Consider the following 22715-nt stretch of genomic DNA (forward strand, 5'->3'; position numbering starts at 1 on the left):
AGATGGCAGCGGATCATTGAAGTCCTCTTGCGGCAAGTGCCATGGTTGGCTGCGAGTATACGACGTGTTTTAGTGTTGTGCGGTATTTTGCAAGTTAAAGTGATATTTTGCCAGTTTAAACGGCGAATTACTGCCGTTAATCACTTCTTATGAGCTTCCTTTTGCGATTGTGACAAGTATCGATTCTTTTTCAGTAAGAATATCTCGCCCATCACGCCTGCACATCAATATACAGCGCGTCGTAACGCCAGTATTCGCAGTCGCAGTCGATGATGCGGTCATGCTGGTCGCGGTTGATGCGGGTGATAAACAGCGCCGGGCTGCCGGGGGCGAGCTTTAACGCCGGGGCTGCGACCGGCGGCAGCGGCGTCGGCAGCATGGTGAAGCGCACCCGGCCATAGCGAATGTCATATTGAGACTGGTAAAGCTGGGTGAGCGAACGCGTCAAATCACTGTTGAGCAAGCCTGGAAACCAGGCCGGGTTCAGGTAGTGTTCCACATACAGCACCGCTCGCCCGTCAAGGCGTCGCAGGCGACGGATGCGGTAGATCTCCGTACCTTCTTCCAGTTCCAGATGGCGAGCGATTGCCGTGCTCGCGGCAATCATGCCAGCCTCCAGCACCTCGGTGGCGGCTTTACGCCCCTGTTTTTCCGCCATTTCATGAAAGTGACTTCTGTGCAGCGGATTATAGCCAAGCCGCGGTGGTGAGATGAACCAACCGCGCCGCAGTTCCCGATAGATGATGCCTTGCGATTCGAGCAGGGTGAGCGCTTCGCGCAGGGTAATGCGGGTGGTGGAAAACTGCTCGCTGAGCACCCGTTCGGACGGCAGTCGTCCGTTGGCGAACTCGCCTCGTTGCATTCGTTTGAGCAGCGTATCGGCAATCTGGGTGACGGCGGTCGGTTGTGTTTTTGTCATCTGTTAGAGCCTTGATGTTGTGCAGCCTGCACCATAGCAGGGATTGTTGACGCCATGGTTGCACGCCTGCCGGAGCGTCGCAGCAGATGGGCCACACATCACAACAAATGGCGGCAGAACCGGTGCTGCCACCATTTTGTCACGTTGCTGACATAAAAACGTCATCGCCGTGTGCTGAATTGGCGTACTTATTGCTGGTCTAGACCAGAAGCGTTCAGACCAACAGCGTATCACTCCCCTTGCTATGGAGCATTATGATGAAAAGATTGTTGTCTTCTGTGTTAATCAGCAGCGCGTTGTTTTCGAGTGCCGTGATGGCGCAGGATGTGGCCGCGCTGGAAAAAGCCGCTCGCGCCGAAGGCGAAGTTAACAGTGTTGGTATGCCGGACAGCTGGGCTAACTGGAAGGATACCTGGAACGATTTGAGCGCCAAATACGGCCTGAAGCACAGCGATACCGATATGTCCTCCGCGCAGGAGATTGCCAAATTCGCCGCTGAAAAAGAGAACGCCAGTGCCGATATCGGCGACGTAGGCGTAGCCTTCGGCCCGGTCGCGGTGCAAAAAGGCGTGAGTCAGCCGTACAAGCCGACCACCTGGGAACAGGTGCCGGACTGGGCGAAAGATAAGGACGGTCAGTGGGCGATGGCCTACACCGGCACCATTGCGTTTATCGTTGATAAACAGCAGGTAAAAGACATTCCGCATAGCTGGGCAGACCTGCAAAAAGGCAACTACGTAGTCACCATCGGCGACGTGGGCACCGCATCTCAGGCATCCAGCGGCGTGCTGGCAGCTAGTTTCGCGCTGGGCGGCAATGAGAAGAACCTGAAACCGGCGCTGGATTTCTTTGCCAAACTGGCCAAAGCAGGCCGCCTCGGTCTGACCAACCCGGCTATCGCTAATATCGAGAAAGGTGAAGTGCAGGTCGGTGTGGTGTGGGATTTCAACGGCCTGAACTACCGCGATACGATCAACAAAGATCGTTTCGAGGTGCTGATCCCGTCTGACGGCTCGGTGATCTCCGGTTACACCACCATCATCAACAAATACGCCAAACACCCGAATGCCGCCAAACTGGCGCGCGAGTACATCTTCTCCGACGCCGGTCAGATCAATCTGGCGCGCGGTTACGCCCGCCCGATCCGCGCGCAGTACATTACCCTGCCGGATGACGTGAAAGCCAAACTGCTGTCGCAGGAGCAATACAAGAATGCCCGTCCGATTGCTGACGCCGGCGCCTGGGACAAGACTGTGAAAGCACTGCCGCGTCTGTGGCAGGAAAACGTCATCATCAACATGAAGCAGTAAGAACGCCTTCGGGAGTGCGGGATGAAAACGATTCTGGTGATACTGGACGGGCTGAGCTTTCAGGTCGGACGCGAGGCGATGGGCTACCTGCAGGCGGAGTGCGCCGCCGGGCGCGGTTGTCTTTATCTGCTGGAGTGCGAGCTGCCGTCGCTGTCGCGCCCGTTGTATGAGTGCATTCTTACCGGTGTGACGCCGGTGCGAAGCGGCATCATCCACAACGGCGTTGACCGGCTGAGCGGCGAGCGCAGCATTTTCCATTACGCCCGCGAGGCCGGGTTAACGACGGCGGCAGCGGCGTATCACTGGATCAGCGAGTTGTACAACCGCACGCCGTTTGATGCGGTGCGTGATCGTCATACCGTTGAGCCGTCGCTGCCGATCCAGTACGGCCATTTCTACCATGATGATGGTTATCCCGACTCCCACCTGTTTGAAGATGCAGAAAGTCTGCGCCTGCGTTACCAGCCGGACTTTCTGCTGATTCACCCGATGAACATTGATGACGCCGGGCACCGCTACGGCCTGTCTACCCCGCAGTACCGCAATCGGGCGCGTATGGCGGATGGCTACCTGTCGCACTGGATGCCGCGCTGGCTGGACGAGGGCTACCAGGTGCTGGTGACCGCTGATCACGGCATGAATGATGACCGCAGCCACGGCGGTATGTTGCCGGAAGAACGTCAGGTGCCGTTGTACGTGTTCGGCGACGCATTCTCACTGCACCCGGACGCCGCGCCGCAGCAAACCGAGTTGTGCGGCACGGTGTGCCAGTTGCTTGGCGTGACGCATGACAAGCCGGTGAGCCGCGATCTGCTGGCGAAAGGCATGATGGAGGCGCGCGCGTGAGGACTCGATGGCTGGCGGCGCTGGTTCTGTTGCCGTTTTTGGGGGTGTTTATCGCCTTTCAGATAGCCCCGCTGGTGTGGATGGCGATCAACAGCTTTTACAGTGACGCGGAAAGCGCCTGGGGGCTGGCGAATTACCGTGACCTGCTGACCTCGCCGTTCTATTTACAGGCGATGCGCTTTTCGCTGGATATCTCGTTCTGGTCGAGTCTGTACGGGCTGATTATCGCGCTGGTGGGAGGGTATTCGCTGCAACAGCTGGGAGAAGGGCGGCTGCGACGCGTTGTGATGGCGTTCGCCAACATGACCAGCAATTTCGCCGGTGTGCCGCTGGCGTTTGCTTTCGTGATCATGCTGGGGCTGAACGGTTTTATTACCCTGTTGCTCCGGCAGAACGGGCTGTTGGATGGCTTTAATCTGTATTCCCGCAACGGGCTGATCCTGATTTATACCTATTTCCAGATTCCGCTCGGCATTTTGCTGCTCTATCCGGCGTTTGACGGGTTGCGCAGCGAATGGCAAGAGTCGGCGGCGCTGCTGGGCGCCAGCCGCTGGCGTTACTGGCTGCACATCGGCATTCCGGTGCTGACGCCGGCGTTGCTCGGCACCTTCGTCATCCTGCTGGCCAATGCGCTGGGGGCGTACGCCACCTTGTACGCGCTCACTACCGGCAACTTCAACGTGGTGCCAATTCGCATTGCGGCGCTGGTGTCCGGCGATATCTCGCTGGACCCTAATCTGGGCAGCGCACTGTCCATGTTGCTGGTGTTGTTGATGGCGCTGATTACCGTGATTCACCAATGGCTGCTGCGCCGGAGTTACCTCCATGCTGCCCGTTAATTCTGTCACCGGAGACCGCCATGTCCCGTGCTGAGCGCCGTTACCACCTGCTGGTGGTGTGGTTTATCTTGCTGATACTGATGTTGCCGTTGCTCGCCACGCTGGGTTATGCGCTGGCGACCGAGTGGGGCGCGACCATTCTGCCGCAGGGGCTGACCCTGAAATGGTTTACGGAACTGTGGAGCGACAGCCGTTTTCTGGTGGCGCTGGGCCACTCGCTGCTGATTTGCTTCGGCGCATTACTGTTTTCGTTGCTGCTGGTGCTGCCGGCGATGTTTGTCATCGCCTGGGCGTTTCCAAAATTGGACGGGCTGATGAATGTGCTGATTCTGCTGCCGTTTGCGGTACCGCCGGTGGTGTCGTCGGTGGGGCTGTTACAGCTTTACTCCGCCGCACCGCTGGCGTTGACCGGCACCCCGTGGATTCTGATCGGCTGTTATTTCACCATCGCGCTGCCGTTTATTTATCGTGCCATTGCTAACAATATGCAGGCCATCAATTTACAGGAACTGCTGGACGCGGCGCATCTGCTCGGTGCCAGCACCAGGCAGGCGGCGCTGTGGGTGGTGCTGCCCAACCTGCGTAAAGGGGTGATGATCGCGGTGCTGCTGTCGTTTTCGTTCCTGATTGGCGAGTTTGTGTTTGCCAATCTGCTGGCGGGCACCAATTACGAAACCTTGCAGGTCTACCTTTATAACAAACGCAACGACAGCGGGCATTTCACCAGCGCGCTGGTGATCTCCTATTTTCTGGTGGTGCTGCTGGTGACCTGGCTGGCGAACGTGCTGAATCGCAATCAATGAATTACGTAATAAATAAAAAGGGACTCGCTGAACATGGCCTACCTTGACGTCATCGATCTAAACAAACACTACGGGCCGACCAGGGTGTTTCAGGATATCCGGTTTTCTGCCGACGAAGGCGAGTTTGTCACGCTGCTGGGGCCGAGCGGTTGCGGCAAATCGACGCTGTTGCGCTGTCTGGCTGGACTGACTGCGGTGGACAGCGGCCAGATTCTGCTACAAGGCCGTGATATCGTGCCGCTGTCGCCGCAACAGCGCGATATCGGCATGGTGTTCCAGAACTATGCGTTGTTTCCCAACATGACGGTTGAAGGCAACGTGGCGTTCGGCCTGAAGATGCAGAAACTGCCCACTGGTGAGATGCACCGCCGGGTGGAAGAGGTGCTGGCGCTGGTGGAACTGGGCGATTACGCTCGCCGTTATCCGCATCAGTTATCCGGCGGTCAGTGTCAGCGCGTGGCGCTGGCGCGCTCGCTGGTGACGCGCCCACGGCTGTTGTTGCTGGATGAACCCCTGTCGGCGCTGGATGCCCGTATTCGACGCCATCTGCGCGAGCAGATTAGGCGCATCCAGCAGGAACTGAAGCTGACGACGATTTTCGTCACCCACGATCAGGAAGAGGCGCTGACGTTATCTGACCGCATTGTGCTGATGAACAAAGGTGAAATCGTGCAAAACGGCGACGCCGAATCGCTCTATACCCAGCCTGCCAGCCTGTTCGCCGCCGGGTTTATCGGCAGCTACAATCTGCTGAGCGCCGACGAGGCGATGCGCCTGACCGGCGAGCGGTTTTCCGGCCAGGTGGCGCTGCGCCCGGAGTCCGTGCTGCTATGCGCACCGGAGCAGGGGATGGCTGGGGAAATCATCGGTCACAGCCTGTTGGGCAACGTGGTGCGCTACCGGATACGTATCCGCGAGGTGGAATTGTCGGTGGATGTGCTCAATCGCGCGATGGCCGATCTGCACCCAGCCGGTAGCCGGGTTGGAGTACAGATAGACCTCAGCGCGTTGCGTGAGGTGGCGTAAAGGGCGTGTTTTTAGACCGGGTTAGCCGCCAGCACGCGCTGTAACCGTGCGGGAAAGTGCCCCGCGAAGGCGAGTAGCTGTTCGGTAAATTGTTCCACCAGTGCCGAGGGGGGACGGTGCAGCGGGCGAATCAGGCTGACGGTAAACGGCACATCGATGCTGAAACGGCGTACCACTACCGCGCCGCTGCTGGCGTAATCCACCGCAGTGAGTGGATTGACTATCGATAATCCTACTCCGGCGCGCACCATCGCGCACACCGAGGCGGCGCTGTGGGTGTCCAATACCAGTCGCCGCGCTACATTCGCCTGCTCAAACTGCTGGTCCAGCAATTGCCGGTAACTGTCGGTGCTGGACAGGCTGACAAACGGTTGGTCGCGGAAATCTTCCGGCGTCAGCACCGCCTTGCGCGCCAGTGGGTGACCGACAGGCAGCACGCAGACTTCATTTAATTCCATCAGCGTTTGCCGTTCGGTGCCGGCGGGCGTCATCAGGTTTTCCGTCAGCCCCAGATCGTGACGTTGCGCCGACAGCCACTCTTCCAGCAGCGGCGACTCCTGCGGGATGACATGCAGGTTGAGTTCGGGGTAGCGCGTCAGCAGCGGCTGGCAGACTTCGGGTAGCAACGACTGGGAGAACACCGGCAGACACGCTACCGAGAGCGGTGCCTGCCGGAACTGGCGGATATCACGCGCCGCATTGACGATGCGTTCCAGCCCATAATAGGAGTGCTGCACTTCTTCGAATAATTGCAATCCTTGTACGGTAGGGTGCAACCGCCCGCGGATACGTTCGAACAGCGGCATCTGCACCAGATGCTCGAAACGCGCCAACTCACGGCTGACCGTTGGTTGTGAGGTATTGAGCAGGTCCGCCGCTTCTGTCAGGTTGCCGGTGGTCATTACTGCATGAAAGATCTCAATGTGGCGCAGAGAAATATCAGCCATGTTTCCCTCTTTTTGTTCAGTATTCCTATATCAAAAATGAATGGAACCTGCGAAAAAGGATATTGGCATTATAGCCTGCGGGCCAGCACAATTTAGCTATCTAATAACGTTTCGGTAATATATCCATGCCACATGATCTGAATGACCTTTCTCATGCGTTGAACGTGCAGAGCCTGCGTGCGCTGCCGGAGCGTTTTGGTTGTCCGTTATGGGCCTACGACGCTAATACCATCATTGAGCGTATCGGTCAGTTGCGCCAGTTCGATACCATCCGCTTCGCGCAGAAAGCCTGTTCTAACCTGCATATTTTAAAGCTGATGCGCCAGCAGGGCGTGAAGGTGGATTCGGTATCGCTGGGAGAGATCGAACGCGCACTGGCAGCCGGTTTTGAGCCGGGTACTGACGCACATGAGATCGTATTTACCGCCGATGTGCTGGATGACGCCACGCTGCAACGGGTGCACGCGCTGAACATTCCGGTGAATGCCGGTTCCATCGACATGTTGCACCAACTGGGCGAGCGCTCGCCGGGTCATCCGGTGTGGTTGCGTATTAATCCGGGATTTGGTCACGGTCACAGCCAGAAGACCAACACCGGCGGCGAAAACAGCAAACACGGTATCTGGTATGCCGATTTGCCGCAGGCGCTGGAAGCATTGAGTCGTTACCACCTGAAATTGGTTGGTATCCATATGCATATTGGCTCCGGCGTTGATTACGGGCATCTGGAGCAGGTATGCGATGCGATGGTGCAGCAGGTGCTGGCGGTGGGGCAGGATCTGGCGGCGATTTCCGCGGGTGGTGGGTTGTCTATTCCGTATCGCCATGGTGGTGAGCGCATTGATACCCAGCATTATTATGGCTTGTGGAACCGGGCGCGGGAGCAGATTGCTGCTCATCTGGGTCACCCGGTGACGCTGGAAATCGAACCGGGGCGTTTTCTGGTGGCGGAGTCCGGCGTGCTGGTGGCGCAGGTGCGTGCGGTGAAAGACATGGGCAGCCGTCATTTTGTGCTGGTGGACGCCGGGTTCAGCGACCTGATGCGCCCGGCGATGTACGGCAGTTACCATCACATTACCCTGTTGCCGGGCGATGGGCGCGACCTGAGCCAGTCAGCGTTGCGTGACACCGTGGTCGCCGGGCCGCTGTGCGAATCCGGCGATGTGTTTACCCAGCAGGCCGGTGGGGGGGTGGAAACGCTGGCGTTGCCAGCGGCGCAGGTGGGCGATTATCTGGTGTTCCATGATACCGGCGCCTACGGTGCCTCCATGTCTTCCAACTACAACAGCCGCCCGTTAATCGCCGAAGTGCTGTTTGAGCAAGGGCAGCCGCGGTTGATTCGCCGTCGCCAGACGCTGGACGAACTGCTGGCGCTGGAGCGGGTGTAACCGTAACCGCCGCCAGGTGCTGCTTCAGTGCGCGTAGGGGCCTTTTGTCACCGATGCGCGCTGTTTCAACTCGCCGGTAAATGGGGCGATGGGCTGGACGGGATTGCCCTCGCTCAGTTTTAGTGCCTGCGTGATAGCGGCGCTGGTCATCTCTTCAATCGGTAAATACACCGTAGATAGCGCCGGGCTGAGATAAGGGGCGCTGGGGATGTCGTCAAAGCCGAACAGCGATACGTCTTGCGGCAACTGCTTGCCCGCTTCGAGCAGCGCTTTCATCGCACCGATGCACATATCGTCGTTGCTGACGAAGAGCGCAGAGAAATCGACGCCATGCGCCAGCAGTTCACGTACCGCCTGATAACCGCCGGACACCAGATTGTCGCCGTTGATCACCCGCAGCGGATCATAAGCAATATGATGGTGATCCAGCGCCTGCCGATAACCTGCCAGACGTGCATGGGCGGTTGGGGTATTGATTGGTCCGGTGATGCAGGCAATGTCGCGGTGCCCTTGCTGTACCAGATAGTCAATCAACTGAAACACCGCCTGCTGTTGTTCAAACCAGACACAACGGTCTGGCGCCATTGGCAGGTGACGGTTGATGACGACGATAGGCACTCTGGATTGTTCCAGCAGCGACATCAAAGCGGCGTCGGACATGTGGCGGGTGTAGAGCACGATGGCGTCGCAACGGCGATCAATCAGTAGCTGCACCGCCTGCTGCTCGTCTTCCGGCGTATCGTGACCGTCGGTCACGATCAGGTGTTTGCCGCTGGTTTCAGCGCGTTCCGCCGCACGGCGCAGCAAGCGGCCAAAATAGGGACCGTCGAAATTGGATACCACCAGCCCAAGGCTATTTGAGCTGCGTTGTGCCAGCGAGCGCGCCAGAAAGTTGGGGCGATAGCCCAGTTCTTCCATCGCCCTGAATACGGCATCGCGTGTGCTTTGTTTCACCTGGCCTGTACCATTCAGCACCCGTGATACCGTTGCTTTGGATACGCCAGCATGATTTGCCACATCAAGCATGGTTATCATCGTTTGTCCCTTCCCTGTTTTACCGAAGTCTTTCACAGAGTTGTTATCAATTATGCTCACATACTAGCATACGGGAACGGCGTCAGTGGCGCGGGCGCAGAATATTACCGTCTTTCAGCCGTGGTGTGAGTCAGGCTGACGGGCGGCCACACAGTTCCTTGCGCAGCAGCACCAGTTCTTCAGCCAGATCCCGGCATAGCATCGCGGTCATCAGATGATCCTGTGCGTGTACCATAATCAGGTTAACCGGCACTTTGCCTTCGCCTTCATCCAGCCCGATCAGCCGGGTTTGGATCAGATGAGCTGCTTTTGCGGCTTCCTGCGAGGCCAGCAACTGCGCCTCGGCTTGCGACCAGTCCTGCGCTCGCGCGGCCTGAATCGCCATCATGGCGCAGGAACGCGCTTCGCCGGCGTTGATCAGCAGTTCCATCACGGTTTGTTCCATATCCAGTTCCATCAAACTGTCCTCTTGGTATGCCAGATTTGCTGGTATACATGCTATTGGAATTCCAATATTGGCTTGTGAGAACAATGTCACAGAAAAATTATTCGTTTGTTTTATTTTTTGGTATGCCAAACGCAAAAGCGCTGAACCTGACGTCTATTCTTCCGCGCGTAACGGCCACTACGGGGGCGATAGCCTCTGATAACAACAACCCCTGACATGCCGGTAAATCAAAGAGGTGGAGTTATGTCATTCAAGGATCAGGCCATCGATGCATTGGGATCGTTTGCCAACCAGTTCAATAGTCTGAGATACATCATGGCGATCAAAGCCTCGTTTATCACGCTGATGCCGGTGATCATCGTGGGGGCGTTCTCTGTGCTGATCTCCAACATGGTGCTGGACCCCAGGAACGGGCTGGCGAGTTTCGCCCTGTTTTCATTTCTGGCGCCGCTCAAGCCGATTATGAGCGGTATTAACTATGCCACGCTGAATTTTCTCACCATTGGCGCGGTGTTCCTGATTGGCATTGAGCTTGGGAAAATCAACGGCTCCCGCAGCCTGTTTCCTGGCTTGCTGGCGGTGATCTGTTTTATTTCCATCACCCCTACCACCATCGATATGGTGATCAACGGCCAGACGTTGCCGGTGAAAGACGTACTGGCGCGCCAGTTCTCCGATACCAAAAGCCTGTTTCTCGGCATGTTTATCGCCATTGCCTCGGTGGAAATCTATTCGAAGCTGGAATCGGTAGAACGACTGCGTATCAAGATGCCGGACAGCGTGCCGCCGAATGTGTCCGCGTCGTTTTCGGCGTTGATCCCGGCGATCATCACCGTCACGCTGGTGGCGACCTTCGGGTTTACCTTCCAAAATGTGACCGGTATGTACCTGTATGACGCCATCTACAAAGTGGTGCAGCAGCCGCTGGAATCCGTGGTGCAGAGCCTGCCGGGGCTATTGATCCTGATGTTCGTGGCGCAGTTGTTCTGGGTTATCGGCATCCATGGCAACCAGATGATCAAGCCAATCCGTGAGCCGCTGCTGTTGGGGGCGATTGCGGTGAACATGACCGCGTTTGAGCAGGGGCACGAGGTGCCGAACATTATCACCATGCCGTTCTGGGATGTGTACATGAGTATCGGCGGGTCCGGGTTGACTATCGGCTTGTTGCTGGCGGTGATGATCGCCTCTAAACGCCGTGAGATGAAAGAGATTGCCAAAATCTCCTTTGGCCCGTGCGTGTTCAACATTAATGAACCGGTGATTTTTGGTATGCCGATCATGCTCAACCCGATTCTGGCGATCCCGTTCATTATCACGCCGCTGGTTACCGGCACCATCGGTTACTTCGCCACCAGCATGGGTTTTGCCGGCAAAGCGGTGGTGATGGTGCCCTGGACCACGCCGCCGATTATCAACGCCTGGTTGTCCACCGCCGGTTCCATGGGCGCGGTGGCAACCCAGGTGGTCTGCATCATTGTCGCCACCCTGATTTATCTGCCGTTCGTCAACGTCGCCTCTCGCCGTGCCGAGCAGGCGCAGCGGGAAGCGGAGGCCGGACAGGTCAGTGAAGCGAAGCATTAGCGAAGTGAAGAACTGAGCAACGTGAAAAACGAAGCGAATCGAAAAACGCAAGGGAGACAGGCATGAGCAAGGTATCAATCACCCTTCCTGAGGGCTTCATTTTGGGGGCGGCGGCGTCCGCCTGGCAAACCGAGGGGTGGTCAGGCAAGAAAAACGGGCAGGATTCCTATCTGGACCTGTGGTACCAGCGTGATCGTCAGGTGTGGCACAACGGCTACGGCCCGGCGGTCGCCACCGACTTCTATAACCGCTACCGCGAAGATGTGGCGTTGATGAAACAGACCGGGCTGACGCACTTTCGCACCTCCATCAACTGGTCGCGCTTTATGCTGGACTATGAAAACGGCGTGGTGGATGAGGAGTACGCCGCTTATATCGATAACCTGATTGACGAACTACACCGTCAGGGCATCGAACCGATGCTGTGTCTGGAACACTATGAGTTGCCAGCGGTGCTGTTTGAGAAGTATCAGGGCTGGTCGTCGAAGCAGGTGGTGGAGTGGTTCGTGCAGTACGCCGACGCGGTGTTCGCCCGTTATGCCGGCAAGGTCAAACGCTGGTTCACCTTTAACGAACCGATTGTGGTGCAAACCCGCGTCTATCTGGACGCGGTGCGCTACCCCTACCAGCAGGACACCGGCGTCTGGATGCAGTGGAACCACCACAAGAATCTGGCAACCGCCAACGTGGTGCAACTGTTCCGCGACAAAGGTTATCACCAGCAGGGCGGCAGCATCGGGGTGATCCTCAACCCTGAGGTCACCTATCCGCGCTCCAGCGCTGTACACGATGTGGAAGCAGCAAGGCTGTATGACCTGTTCTACAACCGGGTATTTCTGGACCCGGCGCTGAAGGGCGAATACCCGGCGGAATTACTGGCGCTGCTGGAAAAGCATCAGGTGAACTGGGATTACAACGCCGACGAACTGGCGATTATCCGCGCCAACACCGTGGACGAGGTCGGGATCAATCTCTACTACCCGCACCGGGTCAAAGCGCCCAGTCGGGCCTGGAACAGCAACACGCCGTTCCATCCAGCCTGCTACTACGAGCATTTCGAGTTGCCTGGCCGCCGCATGAATAAGTCCCGTGGTTGGGAGATCAATCCCCGCATTATTTACGACATGGCGATGCGCCTGAAGGATGACTACGGCAACGTGCCCTGGTTTGTGTCGGAAAACGGCATGGGGATCGAAAACGAAGGCCAGTTCAAAGACCGCCACGGCGTGATACAGGACGACTACCGTATCGCGTTTATCGCCGAGCACCTTTACTGGACGCTGAAGGCGCGTGAAGAGGGTGCCAACTGTCTGGGTTACATGCTGTGGGCGTTTACCGACAACGTCTCGCCGATGAACGCTTTTAAGAACCGTTACGGCCTGATTGAAATCGATTTGGAGCATGACCGGCAGCGGCGGCCTAAGAAATCGGCAGGTTGGTTCCGTCAGGTGCGGGACAGCGGCGTGCTGGCATTCGAACTGGACGATGAAGATAAATAGGGGGAAAGATGAAACGGATTGTACTGGCCTGCTCGGCAGGTATGTCCACGTCGCTGGTGGTGACTAAAATGGAAAAAGAAGTGGCTGCACGTGGCATGGAATATCAGATTTACGCCATTCCTGAACAGAACCTGCGGGATGAATTACAGACTTATGGCGACGATATCATCGCGGTGCTGCTGGGACCACAGGTGCGCTTCAAACTTGCGGAAAACAAAAAGCTGACCGACGAGTACCACATCCCCATCGCGGTGATCGACCCGGTAGCCTACGGCACCCTGAACGGTGCAAAGGTACTCGATCAGGCGCTGAGTTTGGTAAACTGAATTTCTGATTGCTGTAGTGTATGGCCGGGGGCCGGATTTCCCGGCCATGCGGTTCTCCGGCCCGACGTCGGTACGGCAGCGATGTTCAATTCTTGGCCGTTCAGGGTGACATTGTGGCAAAGGTTGTGGTTCTACAAGAAAGAAAGCAATACCAGGAGATAGGGTGTGACCTGCGGGAGAAAATCCAGCAGGGGGAGTACCCGGTTGGGGCGCGTCTTCCGCCGGAGCGGAATATTGCGGAAACCTACGGCGTGAGCCGTACCATCGTGCGTGAAGCGTTGCTGATGCTGGAACTGGAAGGCACGGTGGATATTCGTCAGGGTTCTGGCGTCTATGTGCTGCGCGTGCCGTCGGTGGAGGAGCCGTCCCCTAATGCGCAAAACCGCATCGGCGCGTTTGAAATGTTGCAGGCGCGTCAATTGCTGGAAAGCAATATCGCCGCGTTTGCCGCGCGCATGGCGACCCGCAATGATATTGATATCCTGCGGCGCACGCTGGAACAGGAGCAGGCGGCTATCGCCGCTAATGATTACCGCAGCGACTTCGATAAAATTTTTCATCTGCAGGTGGCGGGTGCTACCCAAAATCAGATGTTGCTGGAAACCGTCAGCAATATCTGGTCCTGCCGGGATGAAAGCCCTATCTGGCAGCAGCTTTACAGCCATGTCGGCAACCATGGTTACCGGCTGAAATGGCTGGCGGACCATCAGACGATACTGGCGGCGCTGCGTCGTCGTGATGTCAGTGGGTCGTATCAGGCGATGTGGCAGCATCTGGAAAACGTCAAAACTACACTGATGGAGATTTCCGACGCACAAGCGCCGGAGTTTGACGGCTATCTGTTCGATTCAGTGCCGATTTTTCAGGGAAAACTGGTCTGACGTATGACGATGATGGAAATTAAGCCAACCATTGGCTATCTGGCGGATTATCCGCATTGTGAGGCGCAGGTCGTCGACTGGCTGTGGCAGGCGTTTGGCGACGGGCTGAGTCGGGATTTTTTTGCCAGCGTGGTGCACCACAGCATGGATAAGAGCGCGTTGCCGCTGACGTTCGTGGCGCTGGCGGGCGACCAACTGGTCGGTACGGTCGGGCTGTGGCGTTGTGATTTGATAAGCCGCCAGGATTTAACCCCGTGGCTGGCGGCGCTGTATGTGGACGAGCGCTACCGCGACCGTGGTCTGGGCGCCGAACTTCAGCGTTTTGTCATCGAATTCAGCCGCGAGCGCGGTTTTGACTCTCTCTACCTGTACGCTGGTTTCAGCGGTTACTACGAGCGCCACGGCTGGCGTTACATCGGCGATGCGCCGGATTACCCCGATAAAACCGTGCGGCTGTACCACCGCTCTCTCGGTTGATTTTGTGCTGTTGACAAACAGCCTTGTTGTTTTTTACTGCCGATTCATTTGAGCGTGGTGAGAGATTTCGTGCTTGATGACGTTGGTATCCCTTTGCAACATCGTCGCACGCACGACAAGGAGAGGCTCAAACGCCGCCTCTCCTTGACCACTGGCTGAGGGCTAAACTGTGCCGCTGGCGCGGTGCCTTCGGTGTTCGCCTTCGCTATTCGGGCCACCCGTGACGTGGTTACTCGCCCCATCCCTGGGGCTCGCCCTTCGGGCCAGCGTAACCGCTGTTCAAAAACGTTCCCGACGTTTTTGTCCCGGCACGGCACGGGTTTTCGCGGCGTCCTGCCGCTCACCCGGCGAAGTCGCACGCCTCAGCACAGTTTTTGACGCCGTAAAACCATCACCTTCAGCTAAAGGGACTTACCAGTGTCTGCTGCGTCTTAATGCCTTACTAATTTAGTGCCCATTATTCAAACTGGCGACGGAATGCCGTCGAATCAACGTGGGATTGAACAGGTTGATGGCATTGGGCAATGGCGTGTCGTTGGCCAGCGCCAGCGCAATTTGCGCCGCCTGCGTCGCCATGGCGGTAATCGGATAACGGATGGTGGTCAGTCGCGGGCGCAGGTAACGCGACAGCAGTACATCATCGAAGCCGATCAGCGACATATCTCGCGGCACCTGAATGTCGTTATCACTCAGTACCGCCAGCGCGCCGGCGGCCATTGGGTCGTTGTAGCAGGTCAGCGCAGTGACTGGCCGGCCACGCTCCAGCAGCGTGGTCATTGCTGCCTCACCGCCGCTTTCGTCCGGCTCGCCGTAGGCAATCAACTGTTCATTCAGCGTAATATTATGTTCGGCCAGTGCATCCCGGTAGCCAGCCAGACGGTCATCGGCGTCGGAAATGGCATGGTTGGAACACAAAATGCCGATTTGACGATGCCCTTGCAGGATTAAATGACGGGTCGCCAGCCAGGCGCCGTAGCGGTTATCCAATGCCACGCAACGCGCTTCATACCCCGGCATAATACGGTTAATCAGCACCATACCCGGAATCTGTTCCATCAACTGCGCCAGCTCTTCATCCGGTAGCGCCTTGGCGTGAACCACCAGCGCCGCACAGCGGTGACGAATTAGCTGTTCGATGGCCTGACGCTCTTTGTGCGCCATATGATAACCATTGCCAATTAACAGGAAGTTACCGGTACGGTAGGCTTCCTGCTCCACCGCCTTGACCATGGTGCCGAAAAACGGGTCGGACACGTCGGATACCACCAACCCCAGTGTTTCGGTTGACTGCTGGGCCAGCGCACGGGCGTTGGCATTCGGATGGTATTGCAACTGCTGCATGGCTTGCAGTACGGCGCTGCGCGCTTGTTCGCTGGCTTTGGGCGAATCATTGATGACGCGTGATACGGTGGCGACCGACACACCCGCCAGCCTGGCGACGTCCTTAATGGTGGCCATGGAAGTTTCCTGTGGTTCCTGGTGTAAAAATGGTGCGCTGAATCGAGTGACTGTCTGAGTGTCACGGAATTAGGCCACGACCGCAAGAGGCGGGGATCGCAACTTTCAGCGCTGGTGCGTTGCTGTCTGTCATTAAACGGTCACAATCGCGCAGGGAAATGTGACAAAGTCGTTGCCAGTAATGGTTGGATAAGTTAATCCGGTTTTTTCATCTAATGCACTGATTTGCATACTGGCGTATGTTGAGCGAGCTATCGTTGCTTTTTCACCGCTTTATTACAGCTCATCCGAGAATTTTACAGTTGGTTTCACTTAGAGCGTTTATCTTTCGATTATGAGCTAGTGATTCAGGGGGACTCTCTTTAAAGTAACAAGTCCCAGAGGTATTGATGGGTGACAATCGATGTGTTCTCCACATTGAACCATTAAAATTTCACCGACCTACGCGGATGCGTAGGTTTTTTTTTGCTTGCGACTGGTAGGATCAAAAATAATACGCTTGTCACCAATAAAAAATAAATCCCATCACCCTAAAACACCTTGATTAAAAAGATAAAATATGGTTGAGACGGTGTTGCCGGAGGCTTACGTTTGTCGTTTGTTCGCTCGATAATTTATAATATTGGATTTGACGATAATATCGGTAATATAAAACAAATGACGCAATTGATTTATTAGATACCAAATATCGCTCAATATTATTTTCAGGTATCACTGAATAAAAATAGCAAAAATAATCACCATCTTTATTGCCCACCTGATGTTTTTCCCCGACAAGTAATAGAAGACGTCACGCTGGATAATGCAGTCGGGCGAAGCCATTACCCACCCGCTCTTTTTACACAGCAGCCTAATGATTTTGGGCTGTTTTTTACTCGCCTTCTTCGTTGCTGTGTTAGCGTTTTCATCACCAGTATTGATGCGGTTTATGGTATTGTTGAACCCTTTAACATGATGTGTCGTTGCGGTGTGTGCGTCGTCCCGATATTGCGGTTATTCCGGTGGTGAATGTGAATGATCGCAGGGGACGATCATGAACAATGGGCGGCATGTGCGTCCAGACCGGGCTGCATTGTTGTTTACAATACATTGTTGTTTACAATAGGGAGGTGGGATGATTTATACCTTTTTACGCTGGATACTGAAACACCTGTATCGCATCCAGATCACGGGTGATGAAAGCAGTTTCCAGCAGCCGAGGGTATTGATTACCCCAAACCACGTTTCATTCCTTGATGGCGTGTTGATGGCGCTGTTTCTGCCGGTGCAAAACAAACTGGTGTTTGCCGTCTATTCTCGTATTGCCGAACATTGGCTGATGCGTTTGTTAAAGCCGTACGTCGATTTTCTACCGCTGGACCCAACCAATCCTCTGGCTATCAAACAGTTGATTCGACTGGTGGAACAGGGGCGCCCGGTGGTGGTATTTCCAGAAGGGCGTATCACAGTGACCGGTTCACTGATGAAGATTTACAGCGGGGCGGCGTTCGTCGCTGCCCGTTCCGGCGCAGCGGTGGTGCCGGTGCGTATCGAAGGGCCGGAGTTTACCCATTTTGGCCGCCTGGGTGGGGTGTTGCGCCGCCGGCTGTTTCCTCAGTTTTCTCTGCACTTTCTGCCGCCAACCCGGTTACCGATGCCGGTAGCGCCGTCGTCGCGTGAGCGCCGCGAACTGGCCGGCGAGGCGCTGCACCGCATCATGATGGACGCACGTATGGCGGTGCGTCCGCGCCATACGTTGTATCAGGCGTTTCTTGCTGCCTGTGATCGTTATGGCTACCACTCGCCCTGTATTGAAGACATCAACCTGAACGAAGATAGCTACCATGGTTTGCTGAAAAAATCGCTTGGGGTGGCGCGCATTCTGCAGCGCTTTACCGGCGAGCGTGAGCATGTCGGGTTGTTGCTGCCCAATACGACGGTTACCGCTGCCGCGATTCTCGGTGCCTCGCTCAGTAGCCGGGTGCCGGCGATGCTGAATTACACTGCCGGGGTGAAAGGGATTCAAAGCGCGATGATCGCCGCGCGGATCAAAACCATCGTCACCTCGCGGCAGTTTCTGGAAAAAGGCAAACTGACCCACCTGCCACAGCAGGTGAAAGAGGCTAACTGGGTCTATCTGGAAGATTTGAAAAATACCGTCACGCTGTCGGACAAACTGTGGATTTTGTTCCACCTGTTGTTACCAAAGCGCGCTATGCAGCCGCAACAGCCGGACGACGCGGCGGTAATTCTGTTCACCTCTGGTTCGGAAGGCCATCCGAAAGGGGTGGTGCACTCCCATAACAGTGTGATGGGCAACGTAGAGCAGATCCGCACCGTGGCTGATTTCACGCCGCGCGACCGTTTCATGTCGGCATTGCCGCTGTTCCACGCCTTTGGGCTGACCGTCGGGCTGCTGACGCCGCTGATGACCGGCGCGCGGGTATTCCTCTATCCAAGCCCACTGCATTACCGCATTGTGCCGGAACTGGTGTATGACCGTAACTGCACGGTGCTGTTCGGTACCTCCACCTTTCTTGGGCACTATGCGCGCTTCGCCCACCCGTATGATTTCGCCCGCCTGCGTTACGTGGTGGCCGGTGCGGAAAAGCTGTCTGAACAGGTGCGAACCCTGTGGCAGGACAAATTCGGCATTCGCATTCTGGAAGGCTACGGTGTGACTGAGTGTGCGCCGGTGGTCGCTATCAACGTACCGATGGCCTGTAAACCGCATTCCGTTGGCCGACTGCTGCCGGGCATGGAGTCGAGATTGATTCCGGTGCCAGGTATCCACCACGGCGGTCGTCTGCAATTGCGTGGGCCGAACGTGATGAGCGGCTATCTGCGGGTGGAAAACCCCGGTGAGCTGGAACCACCCGCCGCGGAGAATGAACAAGGGTGGCGTGAAGCGAACTGGTACGACACCGGTGATATTGTCGATTTTGATGAACAGGGTTTCTGCACCATCCTTGGCCGTGTTAAGCGTTTCGCCAAACTGGCCGGAGAAATGGTGTCGCTGGAGAGTGTGGAGCAACTGGCGAATCAGGTGTCGCTACAGGCGCAACACGCTGCCAGCGCCCGCAGCGACAGCAGCAAAGGAGAAGCGCTGGTGCTGTTTACCACCGACGCTACGCTGACCCGCGACCGCCTGTTGACGCAAGCGCGAGTAAGCGGCGTGCCGGAATTGGCGGTGCCGCGCGATATTCGTTATCTGAAAGATCTGCCGCTGTTAGGCAGCGGCAAGCCGGACTTCGTTACGCTGCGTCAACTGGCGGAACAGCCTGCCGATGCGGCGCAAGACGTTGCGGACGCACAACCGGAGCATGATGCATGAGTCACCAGATGTCTTCCTCGTCGTCGCTGTTTTCCCGCGGTATGAATGCGGTGATGGTCGCGCAGTTTTTCTCCGCCTTCGGCGATAATGCGCTGCTGTTCGCTACGTTGGCGCTGGTGAAATCGCTGGCGTATCCCGACTGGAGCCATCCCTTCCTGCAAATGGGGTTTGTCGCCGCCTATATTGTACTGGCGCCGTTTGTCGGTCAGTTTGCCGATAGTTTCGCTAAAGGGCGGGTGATGATGCTTGCCAACGCCCTGAAACTACTCGGTGCGTTGCTGATCTGCTTAGGGGGCAATCCGTTTTTGGGCTACACGCTGGTGGGGGTGGGCGCAGCGGCCTATTCCCCGGCTAAGTACGGTATTTTGGGCGAAATCACCCGTGGCGATCAGTTGGTGAAAGCCAACGGTCTGATGGAAGCCTCTACCATCGCGGCCATTCTTATCGGTTCGGTATTCGGCGGTGTTCTGGCTGACTGGCACATCTATGGTGCGCTGGCGGTGTGTGCGCTGGCTTATGGCATCGCGCTGGTCGCCAACCTGCTGGTTCCGCGATTGGCAGCCGCTCGCCCTGGTGCTTCCTGGCGTCCGGTACGCATGACCCGATCATTCTTTGACGCCTGCCGTGTACTGTGGCGCAACGGTGAAACCCGTTTTTCGCTGGTCGGCACCAGCATGTTTTGGGGGGCGGGCGTGACGCTGCGTTTCCTGTTGGTGCTGTGGGTGCCGCTGGCGCTGGGTATCAACGATAATTCGACGCCGACGCTGCTCAACGCCATGGTGGCGGTGGGGATTGTGGTCGGCGCAGCCGCTGCGGGCAAACTGGTGATGCTGAAAACCGTGCGGCGTTGTTTGCCCGCCGGGGTATTGATCGGCGTTATGGTGGGGGTATTCACCCTGCAGCATAATTTGCTGAGTGCTTACGCCTGCCTGTTGGCGCTGGGGGCGTTGGGCGGCTTTTTCATCGTGCCGCTTAATGCGCTGTTGCAGGAACGCGGTCGGGAAAGCGTGGGTGCAGGTAACGCTATTGCCGTGCAGAATTTAGGTGAAAACGGTGCCATGTTGTTGATGCTGGCGCTCTACTCGCTGGCGGTGAAGCTCGGTGTGCCGGTACTGGCGATAGGCGTTGGCTTTGGCGTGCTGTTTGCACTGGCGATTGCCGGACTGTGGGTTTGGGTGCAGGTGACTCAGTGGCGGCGTCGGCCAACATCTGCGGCCATGGATACGTCCGATGAGCGTGAATAACGGGAGTAGCGATGAGTCTGATTTGGCATGACTGGGGTGTGAAAGACCTGAATCCGTACGCGTTGTATGACATTTTGCGCCTGCGCAACCAGGTGTTTGTGGTGGAACAGCAATGCGTTTATCAGGACCTGGATGGGCTGGATCTGGTCGATGGCAATCGCCATGTGACGGCCTGGCAAAACGGCAGATTAATGGCCTGCGCGCGGCTGCTGGCGCCTCATGATCGACAAGATGTCGTGACTATTGGCCGGGTGGTCGTTGCCCCTGAGATACGTGGTCAGCGGCTTGGGCACCAGTTATTGATGCATTCGCAAGCAGTCTGCGCCCGACACTGGCCGGGGCGGGCGCAATATCTTTCCGCGCAGGCGCATTTGCAGCATTTCTACCAGCAATTTGGTTTTGTGGTCTGCGGCGACGGTTATGATGAGGATGGTATTCCCCATGTACCGATGCGAACGGCGGGATAGTGCGGCGGCAGGTCGTACAGTAGCAGGCGTACAGAAGCATGAGTACAGCGGCATAGTGTTCGGTTGCGGCGCTGCTGGCCTATGGTGTGCCGTAGCCCTCGGTCAGACTGTCGTCGGGCTGGTTTGGTCTGGCGTTAGTCAACTGGCGGAATGGGAAATGGTGCTGCCTAGCTTCTGAATGTCCTGACCAAAGCCGCGAGCAGTGTTGCATCCGCTCAGCGTGGTTGCCATGAAGGCGGTTGCGATCAGTAACATAACAATTTTCATGGTAGTTTACCTTGATGTGGAGTTTTATTCTGGATAGGGAAAATCCTGTGTTTACTTTGTCATAATCTCAAGTTTCGATTCAATGCTTTGTCAGTCTGTTAGCTTAGATAGTTGTGCTGAACCGCGTTTGCGGGCAGGTTGATGGTATCCCTGCCGTAGGATGTTGGATGTCGGTTCGGTTTATTCAGTTACAAGGAGCGTCATGTCTGGTCTGTTTCGCTGGTTAAACGCGTTTTGGTCAAGAAAACATCGACAACAAACGATGCCTGCAATCGAGGGCGCCGGACAAATTGTATCGGCCTGTAGTTCGTTGCTGATGAATGCCCCAACGCAGGCGGCGATTATTTCCACTGATCCGGATAATCAGATAACGCTGTTCAATTCGGGAGCAGAGCGGTTGTTTGGTTTTCTCGCCAGCGAGGTCCTCGGTTGTGATGCCAGTACGGTCGTGCTGCGTCAGGGCGAAATGGGTCAACTGTCGCCACAAGAACTGCTACGCGATAACCGGCAATTTTCTGCATGGTGTTACCGGAAAAAAAATGGCGAGACGTTCTGGGGGGAGTTGAGTTTTCATGAGGTCCGCTTGCCTGAAGGGACGTTACTGGGCTACCTCAGTATTATTACTGATATTACCGAACGTAAACGGTTGCTGGAGCAGCTACAGCAACAGCAAAAAATGATGAATCTGCTGTTGCAACGCGTTCCGGCGGTGCTCTACACGTTTCTTATTCGTGACGATGAGTTGCGATTTGTCTACTGTAGCCCGGTATCCGACCGTGTGTTGGGCCTGACGCCTCAGGAAATGACCGCCCTACCGTTCGGCCCCGGTCATCCGCTGCAAAACATGATTCTGCAAGAAGATCTTGAGCATATCGTCGATCATTACGCCAGTGACGATGGTCGGCACCATAGCTGGCGCAGTGATTTTCGCATCCGTACCGAAAACGGCGAGATACGCTGGATTCATGCCGAAGCGGTAACGCCTTACCCGGAAGACGACGGCATCGTGTTTTATGGTTCGATGCTCGATATTACCGATCTCAAACAGTCCGAGACATTGTTGCAGGTATTGGCACAGACCGACTTTCTGACGGGTGTTGCTAATCGTCGTTATGTCGATGAACGTTATCAACAACTATGGCTACAGCATGAACCTACCCGGCAGCCCTTGTCGTTACTGATGATAGACATTGATCGCTTCAAGCGCTTCAACGATAGCTACGGCCATAGCCAGGGGGATGCCTGCATTAAGTCGGTCGTGAAAACGCTGGCGGATCAACTGCCATCACCAGAATGCTTGCTGGGGCGTTATGGTGGCGAAGAGTTTATTGTGGTATTGCCGCAAACTGACTACCAACTGGCGTTGTCGCTGGCGGAGCGCTGCCGTCAGGCCGTCGAGTCGATGGCGATTCCTCATAGCGCGTCGTCACAGGGGGTGGTGACGGTGAGCATTGGCGTTGCGGTAGCAAGGCCGGGCCGCGATGGTTGCAGCATCACGCAGTTAAGCAATGATGCTGATCAGGCGCTTTACCGTGCTAAGCATTTGGGCCGCAATCGGGTGGAGGGCGCAGGCGAGCCGGAACCAGAAGGCTGTGCCAGCCTGATAACGGCTCACCCGCAAGCGTTGTGACAAACATA

The 22715-nt window shown here is 56.4% G+C and carries 21 protein-coding genes; 15 read left to right on the top strand and 6 right to left on the bottom strand.

The window, feature by feature from the left end:
* Window positions 1-211: 211 nt before the first annotated feature.
* A complete protein-coding gene (locus tag Dpoa569_RS03505; protein WP_042872648.1) occupies window positions 212-919 on the bottom strand; it encodes a UTRA domain-containing protein in 708 nt (235 codons plus the stop codon).
* Between the two features lie 257 nt (window positions 920-1176).
* On the opposite strand from Dpoa569_RS03505, the gene Dpoa569_RS03510 reads away from it, so the two are divergent.
* The 5 genes from Dpoa569_RS03510 to Dpoa569_RS03530 are packed head-to-tail and all read left to right on the top strand — an operon-like array spanning window position 1177 to window position 5743.
* Complete coding sequence (locus Dpoa569_RS03510) at window positions 1177-2229, top strand: ABC transporter substrate-binding protein (RefSeq protein ID WP_042872646.1); 1053 nt, start codon at window positions 1177-1179, stop codon at window positions 2227-2229.
* 21 nt (window positions 2230-2250) lie between these two features.
* Window positions 2251-3075 carry an alkaline phosphatase family protein gene (locus tag Dpoa569_RS03515; protein WP_042872642.1) on the top strand — a complete coding sequence of 275 codons (825 nt, stop codon included), beginning with the start codon at window positions 2251-2253 and terminating at the stop codon, window positions 3073-3075.
* Window positions 3072-3914, top strand: coding sequence for an ABC transporter permease (locus Dpoa569_RS03520; protein WP_042872640.1), 843 nt, complete (start codon window positions 3072-3074; stop codon window positions 3912-3914). The genes Dpoa569_RS03515 and Dpoa569_RS03520 overlap by 4 nt, the downstream gene beginning before the upstream one ends.
* Window positions 3915-3934: 20 nt before the next feature.
* On the top strand, window positions 3935-4717 hold the full coding sequence (locus tag Dpoa569_RS03525; protein WP_042872638.1) for an ABC transporter permease: 783 nt from the start codon (window positions 3935-3937) through the stop codon (window positions 4715-4717).
* Between the two features lie 33 nt (window positions 4718-4750).
* A complete protein-coding gene (locus tag Dpoa569_RS03530) occupies window positions 4751-5743 on the top strand; it encodes an ABC transporter ATP-binding protein (protein ID WP_042872636.1) in 993 nt (330 codons plus the stop codon).
* Window positions 5744-5754: 11 nt separating this feature from the next.
* On the opposite strand, the gene Dpoa569_RS03535 is transcribed toward Dpoa569_RS03530, so the two are convergent.
* The gene (locus tag Dpoa569_RS03535) at window positions 5755-6690 is read right to left on the bottom strand and encodes a LysR family transcriptional regulator (RefSeq protein WP_042872634.1); all 936 of its coding nucleotides are present in this window, start codon (window positions 6688-6690) and stop codon (window positions 5755-5757) included.
* A 125-nt stretch (window positions 6691-6815) separates the two neighbouring features.
* On the opposite strand from Dpoa569_RS03535, the gene lysA reads away from it, so the two are divergent.
* The gene (lysA, locus tag Dpoa569_RS03540) at window positions 6816-8078 is read left to right on the top strand and encodes a diaminopimelate decarboxylase (RefSeq protein WP_042872631.1); all 1263 of its coding nucleotides are present in this window, start codon (window positions 6816-6818) and stop codon (window positions 8076-8078) included.
* A 24-nt stretch (window positions 8079-8102) separates the two neighbouring features.
* Here lysA and Dpoa569_RS03545 read toward each other — a convergent pair whose 3' ends face one another.
* Together Dpoa569_RS03545 and Dpoa569_RS03550 are read right to left on the bottom strand one after the other, a co-directional pair.
* Entirely contained in the window at window positions 8103-9113 is a 1011-nt protein-coding gene (locus Dpoa569_RS03545) for a LacI family DNA-binding transcriptional regulator (protein ID WP_146411063.1), read from the bottom strand.
* A 130-nt stretch (window positions 9114-9243) separates the two neighbouring features.
* On the bottom strand, window positions 9244-9570 hold the full coding sequence (locus Dpoa569_RS03550) for a PTS lactose/cellobiose transporter subunit IIA (protein ID WP_042872629.1): 327 nt from the start codon (window positions 9568-9570) through the stop codon (window positions 9244-9246).
* 234 nt (window positions 9571-9804) lie between these two features.
* Here Dpoa569_RS03550 and Dpoa569_RS03555 point away from each other — a divergent pair, with 234 nt between their 5' ends.
* The 5 genes from Dpoa569_RS03555 to Dpoa569_RS03575 all read left to right on the top strand — a co-directional run bounded on the left by Dpoa569_RS03555 (window position 9805) and on the right by Dpoa569_RS03575 (window position 14328).
* Complete coding sequence (locus Dpoa569_RS03555) at window positions 9805-11145, top strand: PTS sugar transporter subunit IIC (protein ID WP_042872627.1); 1341 nt, start codon at window positions 9805-9807, stop codon at window positions 11143-11145.
* 62 nt (window positions 11146-11207) lie between these two features.
* Window positions 11208-12644, top strand: a complete 1437-nt coding sequence (locus Dpoa569_RS03560; RefSeq protein ID WP_042872624.1) for a glycoside hydrolase family 1 protein — start codon at window positions 11208-11210, stop codon at window positions 12642-12644.
* A gap of 8 nt (window positions 12645-12652) precedes the next feature.
* Entirely contained in the window at window positions 12653-12970 is a 318-nt protein-coding gene (locus Dpoa569_RS03565) for a PTS sugar transporter subunit IIB (RefSeq protein ID WP_042872622.1), read from the top strand.
* 113 nt (window positions 12971-13083) lie between these two features.
* Window positions 13084-13851 (top strand): FCD domain-containing protein, encoded by a 768-nt coding sequence (locus Dpoa569_RS03570; RefSeq protein ID WP_042872620.1) that lies wholly within the window; start codon window positions 13084-13086, stop codon window positions 13849-13851.
* 3 nt (window positions 13852-13854) lie between these two features.
* Entirely contained in the window at window positions 13855-14328 is a 474-nt protein-coding gene (locus Dpoa569_RS03575) for a GNAT family N-acetyltransferase (RefSeq protein ID WP_128569782.1), read from the top strand.
* Between the two features lie 447 nt (window positions 14329-14775).
* Here the strand turns inward: Dpoa569_RS03575 and galR are convergent, their stop codons facing one another.
* Entirely contained in the window at window positions 14776-15786 is a 1011-nt protein-coding gene (gene galR / locus Dpoa569_RS03580; RefSeq protein WP_042872617.1) for an HTH-type transcriptional regulator GalR, read from the bottom strand.
* Window positions 15787-16900: 1114 nt separating this feature from the next.
* Between galR and aas the strand changes: the two genes are divergently transcribed.
* From aas to Dpoa569_RS03595, 3 genes are read left to right on the top strand one after another with little or no spacing between them, the layout of a single operon-like run.
* Window positions 16901-19099, top strand: a complete 2199-nt coding sequence (aas, locus tag Dpoa569_RS03585) for a bifunctional acyl-ACP--phospholipid O-acyltransferase/long-chain-fatty-acid--ACP ligase (RefSeq protein WP_042872615.1) — start codon at window positions 16901-16903, stop codon at window positions 19097-19099.
* Window positions 19096-20343, top strand: coding sequence for a lysophospholipid transporter LplT (lplT, locus tag Dpoa569_RS03590; protein ID WP_042872613.1), 1248 nt, complete (start codon window positions 19096-19098; stop codon window positions 20341-20343). The genes aas and lplT overlap by 4 nt, the downstream gene beginning before the upstream one ends.
* Window positions 20344-20354: 11 nt before the next feature.
* The gene (locus tag Dpoa569_RS03595) at window positions 20355-20810 is read left to right on the top strand and encodes a GNAT family N-acetyltransferase (protein WP_042872611.1); all 456 of its coding nucleotides are present in this window, start codon (window positions 20355-20357) and stop codon (window positions 20808-20810) included.
* Window positions 20811-20948: 138 nt separating this feature from the next.
* Here the strand turns inward: Dpoa569_RS03595 and Dpoa569_RS03600 are convergent, their stop codons facing one another.
* Window positions 20949-21065, bottom strand: coding sequence for an entericidin A/B family lipoprotein (locus tag Dpoa569_RS03600; protein WP_371810655.1), 117 nt, complete (start codon window positions 21063-21065; stop codon window positions 20949-20951).
* Window positions 21066-21279: 214 nt separating this feature from the next.
* Between Dpoa569_RS03600 and Dpoa569_RS03605 the strand changes: the two genes are divergently transcribed.
* On the top strand, window positions 21280-22707 hold the full coding sequence (locus tag Dpoa569_RS03605) for a sensor domain-containing diguanylate cyclase (protein ID WP_050569504.1): 1428 nt from the start codon (window positions 21280-21282) through the stop codon (window positions 22705-22707).
* The last annotated feature ends 8 nt before the right edge of the window (window positions 22708-22715 follow it).

It is taken from the genome of Dickeya poaceiphila, assembly GCF_007858975.2.
Lineage (GTDB): Bacteria > Pseudomonadota > Gammaproteobacteria > Enterobacterales > Enterobacteriaceae > Dickeya > Dickeya poaceiphila.